The organism is Streptomyces sp. NPDC052036 (assembly GCF_040680495.1).
Lineage (GTDB): Bacteria > Actinomycetota > Actinomycetes > Streptomycetales > Streptomycetaceae > Streptomyces.
Genome location: NZ_JBFAWW010000045.1, coordinates 52,596 through 64,184 on the forward strand (window position 1 = coordinate 52,596; position 11,589 = coordinate 64,184).

At 68.0% G+C, this 11,589-nt stretch carries 13 protein-coding genes and 1 pseudogene; 6 read left to right on the plus strand and 8 right to left on the minus strand.

Translation table 11 applies throughout. The annotated features are described in order from the left end of the window. Window positions 1–157: 157 nt before the first annotated feature. Entirely contained in the window at window positions 158–643 is a 486-nt protein-coding gene (locus tag AB0L95_RS36475) for a hypothetical protein (protein ID WP_365169764.1), read from the minus strand. Window positions 644–894: 251 nt separating this feature from the next. Here AB0L95_RS36475 and AB0L95_RS36480 point away from each other — a divergent pair. Further along, a pseudogene (locus tag AB0L95_RS36480) lies at window positions 895–1,153 on the plus strand (ATP-binding protein); the annotation flags it as partial. 49 nt (window positions 1,154–1,202) lie between these two features. Here AB0L95_RS36480 and AB0L95_RS36485 read toward each other — a convergent pair. The 5 genes from AB0L95_RS36485 to AB0L95_RS36505 all read right to left on the minus strand — a co-directional run bounded on the left by AB0L95_RS36485 (window position 1,203) and on the right by AB0L95_RS36505 (window position 5,786). Next, window positions 1,203–1,727, minus strand: a complete 525-nt coding sequence (locus tag AB0L95_RS36485) for a DinB family protein (protein WP_365169767.1) — start codon at window positions 1,725–1,727, stop codon at window positions 1,203–1,205. A gap of 262 nt (window positions 1,728–1,989) precedes the next feature. After that, the gene (locus AB0L95_RS36490; protein ID WP_365169770.1) at window positions 1,990–2,622 is read right to left on the minus strand and encodes a TetR/AcrR family transcriptional regulator; all 633 of its coding nucleotides are present in this window, start codon (window positions 2,620–2,622) and stop codon (window positions 1,990–1,992) included. A 37-nt stretch (window positions 2,623–2,659) separates the two neighbouring features. Next, on the minus strand, window positions 2,660–3,664 hold the full coding sequence (locus AB0L95_RS36495; RefSeq protein WP_365169773.1) for a zinc-binding dehydrogenase: 1,005 nt from the start codon (window positions 3,662–3,664) through the stop codon (window positions 2,660–2,662). A 44-nt stretch (window positions 3,665–3,708) separates the two neighbouring features. Beyond that, window positions 3,709–4,326, minus strand: coding sequence for an NADPH-dependent F420 reductase (locus AB0L95_RS36500; protein ID WP_365169776.1), 618 nt, complete (start codon window positions 4,324–4,326; stop codon window positions 3,709–3,711). 317 nt (window positions 4,327–4,643) lie between these two features. Continuing rightward, complete coding sequence (locus AB0L95_RS36505) at window positions 4,644–5,786, minus strand: zinc-dependent alcohol dehydrogenase family protein (protein ID WP_365169779.1); 1,143 nt, start codon at window positions 5,784–5,786, stop codon at window positions 4,644–4,646. Between the two features lie 389 nt (window positions 5,787–6,175). On the opposite strand from AB0L95_RS36505, the gene AB0L95_RS36510 reads away from it, so the two are divergent. From AB0L95_RS36510 to AB0L95_RS36530, 5 genes are all read left to right on the plus strand, one after another. Then, window positions 6,176–6,385, plus strand: coding sequence for a hypothetical protein (locus tag AB0L95_RS36510; RefSeq protein ID WP_365169782.1), 210 nt, complete (start codon window positions 6,176–6,178; stop codon window positions 6,383–6,385). A gap of 650 nt (window positions 6,386–7,035) precedes the next feature. Further along, window positions 7,036–7,872: an alpha/beta hydrolase gene (locus AB0L95_RS36515; protein WP_365169785.1), complete on the plus strand. Its 837-nt coding sequence runs from the start codon at window positions 7,036–7,038 to the stop codon at window positions 7,870–7,872. A 22-nt stretch (window positions 7,873–7,894) separates the two neighbouring features. After that, window positions 7,895–8,428 carry a TetR/AcrR family transcriptional regulator gene (locus AB0L95_RS36520; RefSeq protein ID WP_365169802.1) on the plus strand — a complete coding sequence of 178 codons (534 nt, stop codon included), beginning with the start codon at window positions 7,895–7,897 and terminating at the stop codon, window positions 8,426–8,428. Between the two features lie 207 nt (window positions 8,429–8,635). Then, a complete protein-coding gene (locus AB0L95_RS36525; protein ID WP_365169788.1) occupies window positions 8,636–8,845 on the plus strand; it encodes a hypothetical protein in 210 nt (69 codons plus the stop codon). Window positions 8,846–8,913: 68 nt separating this feature from the next. Further along, a complete protein-coding gene (locus AB0L95_RS36530) occupies window positions 8,914–9,492 on the plus strand; it encodes a suppressor of fused domain protein (protein ID WP_365169791.1) in 579 nt (192 codons plus the stop codon). Between the two features lie 26 nt (window positions 9,493–9,518). Here AB0L95_RS36530 and AB0L95_RS36535 read toward each other — a convergent pair whose 3' ends face one another. Beyond that, entirely contained in the window at window positions 9,519–10,985 is a 1,467-nt protein-coding gene (locus AB0L95_RS36535; protein ID WP_365169794.1) for a hypothetical protein, read from the minus strand. A gap of 3 nt (window positions 10,986–10,988) precedes the next feature. Continuing rightward, entirely contained in the window at window positions 10,989–11,315 is a 327-nt protein-coding gene (locus AB0L95_RS36540; protein ID WP_365169796.1) for a helix-turn-helix transcriptional regulator, read from the minus strand. Window positions 11,316–11,589 lie beyond the last annotated feature (274 nt).

Here is an 11,589-nt window from a genome sequence, read left to right on the forward strand (position 1 = left end):
CGAGGGCCCGCACCAACGCCAGGCGAGCCCACCCCCTACGAACCGTCACGCCGTGGGGGCACCCACGAACGCCTGTAAGACCAGTCGGCCTACTGAGGGGCACCGACCTGGCCACCTGCCGCCCGCCTGGCCGGCGGCGGGGGCGACGGGTCGCCTCCTACTTGTCGAGGCCGTCGAGTTGGCGATGGAGGAGATTCTGTGCCCCGCTGCGATCGGGGGTCGCGGCGGTGAAGTAGTGGATGTAGACGAACAAGTCGTGGCGGACGCTGATCAGTTTGACACCGGCGTTGCCGAGGTTGTCGAGGGTTCTGATGACGGATCCGGTGGCGTGGTCCGCCGGGTCCGCGAAGGTCTGCTGGTGCGGCTTGCTGCTGGTCTGCCAGGTGTGTGCCATGGACTTGTACATGCTCTCGGCGCCGCCGGGTGCGGCGAACCGAACGAGGAAGATGTCGGTCTGGCTTCCATCGGTACTGATCCAGCCCTGCCGCGCGGCCGCGACGAAGCGTCGGCGTACGAGCACGGCCTTCTCCCGCGAGACGTTGTCCGCGGCGAAGAGCCCGTGGGCGAAGCCGTCCAAGTCCAGCGCGCCGTTGCGGTCGGTCCAGGCATGCGCGCCTGCCGGTACCGGCAGGATGGTGGCCATGAGCTGTGCTCCCGCACCAGACGCAGGTGCGCCCAGGATCGAGGAGGGGGTTGCGGGGGCCGACGGAGATGAAGCCGCCGAGCCCGTGGCCGCCGGCGAAGGCTGGGAGCGTGGCGTTGAGCAGCCGGCCAGCACTGCCGTCAGGAAGGTTGCGGCGAGGAGCTCGGCGTGTCGTCTCGGTATGTGCACGCCGGGATCATGGCCGATCCACGATCTTGCGTCCAGTCTCTTTCCGAGTGCTGCCGGACCACGAGCTCGGCTACAGGGAACTGGACCGGCGGGGCGCTGAACTGTTGTTCCAGATAGTGACCGAACGCGAGGAGAAGAACAGCGTCGCCATCGCTTCCAACGAGTCCTTCAGCGGCTGGACGAAGACCTTCATCGATCCCCGGGCTCTGCGCGGTCATTGTCGACCGCCTCACCTTCAACGGCGCCATCATCCAGACCGGCACCGAGTCCTACCGCCTCGCCCACACCAATGACCTGGCCGAGCAGACCGCCGCCGACTGAGAGCCGGAGTCGGATGCTTGCGCGGTGCTTCCGACCGCGCAAGCACGTCTCATGCGCCGGTAGCTCCGTCGATCTGCTCGCGGATGAGATCGGCATCACCGTTGTGACGTGCGTATTCCTCGATCATGTGCACCATGATCCAGCGAAGGGAGACCCCCTGATCGCGGACGTGACCCGCTTGCTGTTCGGACAGGCGGCCGGAGTCGTCCAGCGATGCGTCAGCGATCAGCTCACGGCCTCGGGCGACCTCCGCTTGCCACGCAGCCATCGCCTCGTCGAGCCCTCGTTCCGGCTGGAGCGCAAAGCCGAGGTTGCTCTCCCCGAAGACTGGCGGAACATCCTGACCTACGAAAACACGCTGGAACCAGTTGCGTTCCACCTCAGCCGCGTGCTGAACGAGACCGAGCAGCGTCATCGACGAGGGTGACGCTGCAGCAAGCCGTAATTGATCATCTTTGAGCCCCGAACACTTAACGGCGAGAGTCGCACGGTGAAAGTCCAGCCATGCCTCCAGCATGGCGCGCTCGTGAGCATGCGCGGGCGGGATAGGCCGTCCATCCGGTGTCGTGTCCATCGGCACACCATGGCAGCAACGGCCTTGTAACTCGACCGTCTTCGCCGACGACGAACACGCATCTCGCCCATCTCCCAAGGCGAGCCAGTGACATCAAGACTCACTGACATTGATCTTGCTGAGCCACGCGAGGTGACTCCCGGAACCACCTCCAGATGACTCCCCGACGAAGTGACACAGCCACCCGGCCGAGGCCCGTGCAGCCCTGGAGGCCGGCCCACCGTGCGCGGGCGACGGCCGCCTGGTGACACCGCAGCGGTAATCAGGCCTCAGACGGGGACGTGGAACCCGGGGCGCCGCCGTCCGTAGGGACGCGGGGAAGCAGCGCCAAGGTCTGCTCCGCGGCCCCTTTGACGACTTCCGGAGTGGCTCCTGCCTTGCCCAGGGCTTCAAGGCCCCGCAGCACGGCGAGGAGGAGGCTGGCCAGGCCGTCCGCGTCAGCATCGGCATTGATCGAGTGCTCGGCCTGGGCCTGCGCGATGCAGTCTCGCAGGGTGCTGTGCAGCCCGCGAACAACGTCGGCGATGCGCTCGGCGACGGCCTGGTCGACGGACGACAGTTCTGCTGCGGTCTTGGCCATCATGCAGCCGCGCCGGTCCACGTCCCCGGTGATCTCTTCGGCGACATTGTGTACGTGCCGCTCCAGCTTGGGCAGGGCCGGTCCGGGGCCGCCCAGAGCCGTGCGCCAGGTTTCCAGCACGTCGCTGGTGTAGTTGTCGAGAGCCCGCAGGAACAGCGCGTGCTTGTCCCCGAAGGCTTTGTACAGACTTCCTCGACCCAGGCCCGTTGCGGCGCTGAGGTCGTCCACGGAGGTGCCGCTGTAGCCGACAGACCAGAACTGGTCGCGGGCAGCCCGCACAACCTCTTCTTCGTCAAACTGTCGAGGCCGAGCCATGGGACAACTGTACGTCGCGTACAGACGGGGACGGCTGTCAGGGGCGGATGAGGACTGCGCCGACCTTGCCGGGGCGTACCGCGTGCTCCACAGCGCTGGTCAGTTCGTCGAGGCTGTATGTGGCGGCCACGTCGAACTGATCCGTGAGCGCCAGCGCGATCTGCATAGCGGTGGCGATGTCGGACGCCCGTCTCTCGGCGGAGGCATCGGACAGCCACCGGCCGAGGGTCGCGCCCTGAAGCGTCAGCCCCTGGTGCAACAGCGTCGCGGCGTGCACCGACATCGGCTCCTCGGCGAGCTCCCCGTATATGACCGCCTTCCCGCCCGGCGTCAACAAGTCCAGGAGGCCGTCTACGAGCTTGCCTCCGATCGGGTCGAAGATCACGCTCACGGGACGGCCGCCGGCTGCCCTGCGGACCTCGTCGGCCCAGCCCGAATGCTCCGTCGCCACGACCGGCACGTCCGGGAACCGCTTGCGCAGCTCGGCCGCGCCACGGTCGCTGCGGACGACATTGACGAGCGGCAGGTTGTGGAACTGGCACACGCCCGTCACCAGTCGCCCGACCGACGATCCGGCGGCGGTCTGTACCAGAATGCCGTTGTATCCGAAGGCCGGGTGCTCCTCTGCTGCGCGACGCAGCATCACCGCGGTGAGCGAGTTCACCATCATCTGCGCGGCGACCTCGTCCGACAGCTCGTCCGGAACGGCTACGACCATCTCCGCATCCGCCGTGATCCACTGGGACCATGCCCCCGGATGGAGGAAGACCGTCACTCGGCCGCCAATCTCGACGCCCGGCGCGACGCGCGTTCCCGGGCCGATCGCTTCCACCACTCCGGTGGCCTCCACGCCGGTCGGCATCGGCTCTGCGGCTTCCCCTGGGAAGGACTCGATGGCCAGGAGATCACCGCGGTGGATCGCGAAGGCCGTGGTGCGGATGAGGACTTGGCCGTGCCCGGGGGCTGCCGGCTCCGGCTCCTCGATGACGGTCAGGACGTCGGCGGGCGGCCCGCCACGGGTGTGGACGACACGACGGTTCATGCTTCTTCTCCTTCGACTGATGGGTGGGGCGCCTGACTGAGGGGTCAGGCGACGTCCTGCAGCAGCAGGTGCTTTGCGCTGAGTGCACCGTCCAGTTGCATCAGCCGCCCGCCCTCACGCAGACCGCCGAGGTCCAGGGCGGCGAACCCGAATTGGTCCAGCAAGCCGGCCACGGCCGACTTCGCGTCGGCGTCGTCGCTCGCGTAGAAGGCCACCATCCGTCCCTCGGGACGCCGGGGCTCCGCGGCGATGAACGGGGCGAACAGGGTGTTGAGTGCCTTCACCACCCGGGCACCGGGAAGGTGACGGGCAACCCACTCGCTGCCCGTGAGGTCACCGACGTCGTACCGCCCGCGCCAGGGGTTGGCCGCGGCGAACTGATTCGTCGTGTCGACGACGATCTTCCCGGACCAGTCGGTGAGGTCGGTCAGATCCGGCACGGCGAAGAACGGCACCGCGAGGAAGACAAGCTCCGGCTGCGCCGCCTCCTCGGCCGTCACCGCGCGGGCCTTCGGCCCCAGCCTGCCCACGAAGGCTTCAAGGGTCTCGGGACCTCGACGGTTCCCGATGACTACCTCATGGCCGTGGCGGACGGCCTTGTCGGCGACCGCCTGCCCCACCTCTCCTGCGCCCACTACACCAATGGTGCGTTGTGTGCTCATCGTGTTCTTCCTTGATCGTGTGGGAGAGCCGCGCCGCCCGGCATCGGCTCGTGCAGCCGACCCGGCGGAGTGTTCACGCCTGCGGAGACCTGCAGAGGGAACCGCACCCTCGTCGCCGACGGAAACTTTGGCTACTCCACCCTTTGTCCCATTATTTACTGAATAGTACATAATTCGAATCAGGGCTGCAACCGGCGGGGGCGTGCCAGCCGTGCGGTGCATCCTGACGTTCGGCGCCTCAGGCGACGGCCGGCCCCCGGGTGCACCGAATGAGGCTGCTACGGAGATCGGGCACCGAGCCCATCCCCCGGCTCCGGTCATCCGCCTGCCGCATCGGCACCGGGCTGTGACGACGCCTGCGCGCGATGAGGATTGAAGTCCAGGAGCACCTTGCCGTTCTTCCGCAGGTGCGCGAGGGCCTTGAAGAAGTCCCCGGCCCTGCGAACAGGGGCGGACGGCAACGCGAGCTTTCCCTCGACGACCAGCCGCTCCGCCTCCTCACTCAGGGCCGGATGGCGGGGCAGGTACCTGTCCTGGTACATCCAGAACTCCGTTGTAGTGATGTTCTTCGCCTTCAGTACGCCCTGGTCGGGAGTGAAGGGTTCGCCGCCCATGTAGCCGTAGATCACCAACAGGGCGCCGTCGGTCAGCACATCCAGCAGCAGTGAGGTGGCCTTCCCGCTGACGCCGTCCAGTCCCAGCAGTACCGGATCGTCGCCAATGGCCGCACGCACGTGCGTGGCCACGTCCGGGGAGTCGACGAGCACGATGTCGGCGCCGAGACCCTCAAGTTCGGTGACCAGCTCCTGGCGGCGCACGATGTTGATCGTGCGAAGCCCACGCTCCTTGGCGAAGGCAACAACGGACCGGCCAACACCACCGTTCGCCGCGTTCTGCACCACCCACGAACCGGCCGGCAGGTCACGCGACTCGACCAGCAGACCCGCGGTGGTGGGATTGATGCTGAGCATCGCCGCCCGGTCAAGGCTGATGGACTGGTCCACAGCGGTCAGCTTCGCGGCTTCCGCCAGGACCTGTTCGGACCAGGCAAAAGTGCCGAAGGGCAACAGAACCGTGTCACCGGGGCGGATGTGCTTGACATCCGGTCCGACCGCCAGGACCGTGCCGGCCCCCTCGTTGCCGATGACGCTAGGCAGTTCGGGACGAACCGGATAGAGACCCCGGGTCAGGAGCAGATCATGGTGGTCGAGCGGGGCGTACTCGACCTGGATCAGCGCCTGCCCCGCGGCAGGAGCCGGGGGCTCGGGAATATTCACGACCTTCAGGCTCGTCTCCGGCTCCCCGAATTGGGTGAGGTGAATCGCGAGCATGGAACGTGCCTCCTCGTAGTAAGCGTGGATGAGAGAACGAAGTGGGCAAGTGAGCAGCAGGGGCCTTCGGGGCTTCGCTGCCGCACGGCGCGCCGCGCCACAGAGGTAACCGCCATCCGCCGACGCCACGACCCCTTCGCCCAACTGGCTTGACGGTGAAGAACGGATCGAGCCTGCACCGCCCGCGCTGTCGAGCGCTGACGGCCTCAGGAATCCCCGCTCGGGGCATTGCTCTGTTCAGCCAGGTTATGTACCAGACAGTACACAACACGGACCGGACTCTTGCAAACGACCGGGGTGCGCACCTGTCGCACGCCAGTCCCGTCGGCATCCCGGGTCGTGCGGCTCGCCATCGCGGCCATGTGCAGGACCCACCCAGCGCCACCTGCACCGTCACGCCGACCAAAGGAGTGACCGGCGCCACGGCCGACGTGGACCACGCCGGATTGGAGAAATGCAGGGAAGACGGCCCACCGTGTGCGCCTGGTCCACACTCACTGAACGAGCACTTCCGGCGGATGGTGCAGCGCGCCGTCGATGCCGGAGTGCCGTTCGCGAGGGTGACCGCGGACGAGGTGTACGGGCAGGTCAACCACTCCCGGTTCTGGCTGGAGCAGCGCGGTATCGCGCACGTGCTGGCCATCGAGGTCAACGACACGGTGATCACGACGGGTCGGGGCGAGGAACGCGTGGACCGTCTGACCGCCGCGTCACCCCGGCAGTGCTGAAAGCGGATCTCAGGCGGGCCAGGCGCGCACGGCGAACGCGTGCAGTCGTTGATGTTGCGGCAAGCCGGGTTCCAAGATGCACGTCTTGTCGGACGCGAACGGACTGCCCCTTCTCGTCGGCGTCTCGGCCGGCACTGGCCTTCGGCTCCGGCAGCGCCTCCGGCTGCTCATGCTCCTGGCACTCACGCTCGTCCCGCTCGGACTGGCGTCGGGCTCTCGGCGGTCCTCTGACCGGCGGCGACCAGGTTCAGCAGTCCGCAGCCGTGACCGTAGACCACGGCCGGCGCCACAACCGAGGAACGCACACCCGGCGCGTTGCGGACACGCTCGGCGATGGTAACCGCGCCACGCCGTCAGCCGCGGCGGGTTCATCGGGGGCGACTCGGCGATGGCGATGCCCTTGCCGTGATCCCAGACGCCAGCGGGGGGACGAACGCCCTACCGGTGTTCTGCAGCGCCCGGAGCATGGAGCAGCTCAGGCTTGGGCGCTTCACCTGAACGCCCGCAGTGGACACCTGCAGCCAGTCTGGGGCTCCCCCCTCCGCAGCGCTTCACCGTCTCTTCTGACCGTGCCGAGGATTTCGTCGTTGACAGGTTTGGATAATGAGATTAGCTTGTGGCTAACACAGTTAGCCAAGCTGGAGGATGTCATGACCGAGTACCTTGCCGTCGACGGCGGCACGATCGCTTACGAGGTGGCGGGGTCCGGCCCGTTGATCGTTCTCGCGCACGGCATGGGCGACAGCCGCGCCGCGTACCGTGCCGTGATCCCGCAGCTGGTAGCGGCGGGCTATCGGGTCGCCGTGGTCGATCTGCGCGGCAGTGGCGAGTCCAGCGTCGACTGGCGGGCCTGGAGCCGCACTGCCATCGCCGACGACCTGCTCGCCGTGATCCGCCACCTGGGCGGCCCGGCCGTCCTCGTCGGCCACTCGATCTCCGGCGGCGCCGCCACGATCGCCGCGGCACTGGAGCCCTCACTGATCACCGCGGTTGTCGAGTTGGCGCCGTTCACCCGCAAGCAGTCGATCCGCCTCGGCGACCTGCGGGTCAAGCGCTTCCGGCGGGGCATGCTGCGACTCCTCGGCGCGGGTGCGTTCGGCAGCGTGCCGCTCTGGCGTTCGTACCTCGACGTTGCCTACCCCGGGGTGAAGCCGGCCGACTGGGCCGAGCGGCTCGGCCGCATCGACGCCCTGCTGCGCGAGCCGGGCCGGATGAAGGCCCTGCAGGGCATGGGCCGCAGCGCCCCGACCGATGCCGGCGCGCAGCTCGGCAACGTCCGCTGCCCGGTTCTGGTCGTGATGGGCACGCTCGACCCCGACTGGGCCGACCCGCGCGCCGAGGGTTCGGCGATCGTTGATGCCCTCCCGTCCGGCCTCGGTCGCCTTGAGATGATCGAGGGTGCCGGGCACTACCCGCACGACCAGTTCCCCGACCAGGTGGTTTCCCTCATGCTCGCCTTCCTCCGATCGGCCGACGCTCGTGCCTAGGGCCGGTCTGGACCCGGCGGCCGTGGTCGCGGTCGGTGCCGCCCTCGCCGACGAGGTGGGCTTCGCCAACCTGACGATGGGTTTGCTGGCCGAGCGGGTGGGCGTCCGGACCCCGTCCCTGTACAAGCACGTGGGCGGGCAGGAGGACCTCAACCGGCGCATCGCGGCTTTGGCGTTGAGCGAGGCCGCCGACGCCGTCGGCGGCGCGGTCCAGGGGTACGCGGGCCGCGACGCCCTGGCGGCCGCGGCGCGCGCCTTCCGCGCCTACGTCCTGGAGCACCCCGGCCGGTACGCCGCGACGATCGGTGTGGAACCGTCCGGCCCGGACGATCCGCTGGCCACCGGGGGGCAGCGGCTGCTCGGCGCGTTCATGGCGGTCCTGCGCGGCTACGAGATCGCGGAGTCCGATGTGGACCACGCCCTGCGCATGCTCCGCAGCCTGTGTCACGGCTTCGCCACGTTGCAGGCGGACAACGCCTTCCAGTGGAGCGCCGACATCGACGAGAGCTTCGAGTGGCTGATCGCCTTCGCCGACCGGGGCCTGCGCGCTGTGTGAGAGATGCTGCCGCCGTCGATGAGCGCCACATTTCCGGTGACGTAGTCCTGCTCCATAACGCCGCTGTACACCGCGTTCGCGACACGCTGAAAGCACGCGCGCCAAGCTGAGACGCTGGGAAGCGTGCTGCGTTTCCCCGGCCGGCAGCGCGATCAAGCGCGAGCCCCCTGAAGTGGAACCCTCCATGAGCTACAACGACCTCCCCCCATGACGATCAACGTCTCGGAGGGAGTGGCGACAGTCACCATCGATCACCCGCCCCTGAACCTGATGGACGCAGTCCGGCTGCCGTCGCTACGGGCATTCATCGCGCGCGCAATGACGCCGACGTCCGCGTCATCCGGCCTTGGGGCACAGCGGTACAGCGGTACACGACTGGTGGGCTCGCATGTTGAGGTGTGGCGTATTCGCGGCTGATGGCCGCAGCTCAATGGCTCTGTGTGAGCGGTCCGGGGCGGTCGACCGCGGTCTGGGATGATCGCGCGGTGAGTGATGCGAGGTTGATGGCCGCGGAGGCCGTTGAGTCCCATGTTCGGGCGTTCTTCGAGGGGCATTCCTTGGAGGTCGTCGATTGCGAACTTGGGCCGGAACGGCGAGAGGTAGTGCCCGATCTGCGCGTTCTCGTTGTGCGACCTGGTCCCCGCAGCGACAGCTGGGCCTATGTGACCGTCGGGTGCTGGGCCGCGATGGAGAAGGACGGCCATGGGCTTGAGTTCGTCATGACCGCCCATGTCCGCGACCAGCGGTTCGTCGAGCTCATGGCGATGATCGCCTATTACCACTGCGGAGGGCATCAGCTCGACCTGGAGCACAGCATGCCGATCGGTGAACCATGGGTGCCGGGTTCGGCCTGCGACCACCTGCTGATCAGCCTGCCCTATCTCCACGGCCCTGATCTTGAACACTGCCCGCTGCCCGGAGGACACGCCCGCATCCTGTGGACCCTGCCTGTGACGACCGCGGAGATCGAGTTCCGCAGGCGCCAGGGTCATGACGCCTTGGAGCAGCTCTTCGACGAGGCAGAGATCATTCCCACTGATCCATTCCGGGCGTCGGTTGCCTGAGTTCTCGGTCGAACCGCTCCCGGCGGTCACCGCTTGTGGTCACCAGGGGCGTATCGGCTCCAGGTTCCGCCGGCTTCGGTGACCAGGCGGATGGCGGTCTTGTCGTGATAGCCGAGTGCCTTCGCGATGACGGAGGCCGGGGCTTGGAGGACGAGCTGGCGGATCGCGGAGGTCCTGCCGCGCTGCGGAGGGACGCCGACCTCACGCAGATGGACTCGGAGGCTGACCGGGTTCATCGGCTGTCCGGGCTGGCGGCCGGGGAAGAGCCACTGTGAGCTCCTGTTGCTGGCGTAGGGCAGGTACTGGCGGGACTGGATGTGGGCCCGCATCAGGTCGGCGACGGGCTCCGGGAGCGGGGACGGTGGGTCTCCCAGCTGGACGGTGACGGTGATCCCGTTGTCGGTGACGTCGTCGACGGTGAGGCGGACGATGCGGCTGACGGGTTGCGCGTAGAGGACAACGAGTGCGGCGGCGACCCGGGCCCGCAGGGGCAAGGAGTCGTCATTGAGGACCCGGCGGAGCATCGTGAGCCGGCGGTGCTGGTGCAGTGGTTCCGGGTCCTGGGTGATGACTGTGGGCGGCAGGGTGAGGCGGGGCATCCGGCCGGTCTTCATGCACCACCGCAGGAATGACTGGGACGGACGGCGGGTTGCCAGGCTCTCGGTGTGCCACGCGTCGATGTCGGCCTGCTGGCACTGCCCGATGGCACGTCCTCGGCCGGCGAGCCATACGAGGAAGGCACCGGCCTGGGTGACTTCCTGCTTGGCGTGGTTGGTCTGGGAGCGTCCCAGCGCTTCCTTCTCCGCCTCAGTCCGCAGGCGCCGCATCTGGTGCCAGGTGGCGAAGTGCCGGAGAAGCTGACGGTGTTCGGGTTCCTCGATGGTGGCGAGCCGTTCGGTCAACCACCGCTGGTAGAGCATGAGCTGCCGGTCGACGCGTGGGAGGACACCGCTGTCCCTCAGCAGGTCACGCAGGTGAGTAACGGTTCGCCAGGGGGTTTCCTGGTGCAGCACGTCGTGGCTGAGCAGGATGCTGCCGGTGGCCAGGCCCTGGAGGAGACGGACGGCGTTGGGGTTGCGGAGCCAGATCAGTCGGCTCTTGGGCCGGTCCATCTCCAGAAGGATCTTGACCAGCGGCAGGAGCTCAGGGGCAGCACGGCCAGTGCCATCGTCGAGGAGGCGGGCGAGCGTGTCGGCGAGGGTGCAGTGCTCGCAGAGGCGTCCGCCGAGCAGCAGCCCCTCGAAGCCGCAGCGATCGCAGAAGAAGTCGCGGACGATGCCCGCGCAATCCCGGCAGATCGGTGTGCCACCGGTGTCCCGTCCGGGCAGCAGCCGGTCGGTGTCGCAGCAGGGGCAGCGGCCACGGACGCGCATCGCGCGTTCGTAGCAGGTCCGGCAGATCGGACCGTCCGACCACTCGGCGGACTTCGAGGCCCGGCGGCCGCAGCGTGCGCAGTCGCGGACCATCCACCGCTCGTACTCCTCTGGCGTCACCGCTCACCCCTCGGGCGTCAGCCGAACCCGCTTGGGACGGAGGGCAGTCAGGTCGACTGGCGCCTCCTCGCCGGCCGCGCGGCGGACCAGGAGGTTCTGGGCCGAGGTAGCGATCAAGTCGGCCGGGGTGCAGTCGAGGATGTCGCAGAGCGTGGCCAGCACGGGCAGCGACAGGCGTTCCGGTGTGCCGGAGACCAGGCGGTGGACCTGGGAGGAGGACAGTGTGATGCCGCGCTCGGTCAGGTGCGGCATCAACTCTCCAACAGTGAACATGCCGCGGGCTGCCATCAGCTCGCGCAGGCGCCACCGGTAGCTGATCTGGCGTGGCATCACGATGTCCTTCCTGGCCGCAGAGCGGCCTCGATGGTGGCGTCCAGGACGCGCCGCAGGGAGCGGGTACGGAAGTCGGAGGAGACACAGGTGTAGATCGCGGTGGTGGAAGCGTGGTCATGGCCGACCTGCTGCTGGACGAACAGTGGATCGTGGCCGTCCTCGATTATTGAGGTTTTCGGGTTGTCGTCGGGGGTGGTGACGGTTCATGATCCCTGCGGTATGCCGGTGGGATGCGGTATCCGGAGGGTGGGGGCCTGACCGCTGAGCGTCG

Coding starts and splice junctions, on each gene's coding strand:
- AB0L95_RS36475 (WP_365169764.1), bottom strand. CDS start 643: ATGGCCACCATCCTGCCGGTACCGGCAGGCGCGCATGCCTGGACCGAC.
- AB0L95_RS36485 (WP_365169767.1), bottom strand. CDS start 1,727: ATGGACACGACACCGGATGGACGGCCTATCCCGCCCGCGCATGCTCAC.
- AB0L95_RS36490 (WP_365169770.1), bottom strand. CDS start 2,622: ATGGCTCGGCCTCGACAGTTTGACGAAGAAGAGGTTGTGCGGGCTGCC.
- AB0L95_RS36495 (WP_365169773.1), bottom strand. CDS start 3,664: ATGAACCGTCGTGTCGTCCACACCCGTGGCGGGCCGCCCGCCGACGTC.
- AB0L95_RS36500 (WP_365169776.1), bottom strand. CDS start 4,326: ATGAGCACACAACGCACCATTGGTGTAGTGGGCGCAGGAGAGGTGGGG.
- AB0L95_RS36510 (WP_365169782.1), top strand. CDS start 6,176: ATGGTGCAGCGCGCCGTCGATGCCGGAGTGCCGTTCGCGAGGGTGACC.
- AB0L95_RS36515 (WP_365169785.1), top strand. CDS start 7,036: ATGACCGAGTACCTTGCCGTCGACGGCGGCACGATCGCTTACGAGGTG.
- AB0L95_RS36525 (WP_365169788.1), top strand. CDS start 8,636: ATGACGATCAACGTCTCGGAGGGAGTGGCGACAGTCACCATCGATCAC.
- AB0L95_RS36540 (WP_365169796.1), bottom strand. CDS start 11,315: ATGCCACGCCAGATCAGCTACCGGTGGCGCCTGCGCGAGCTGATGGCA.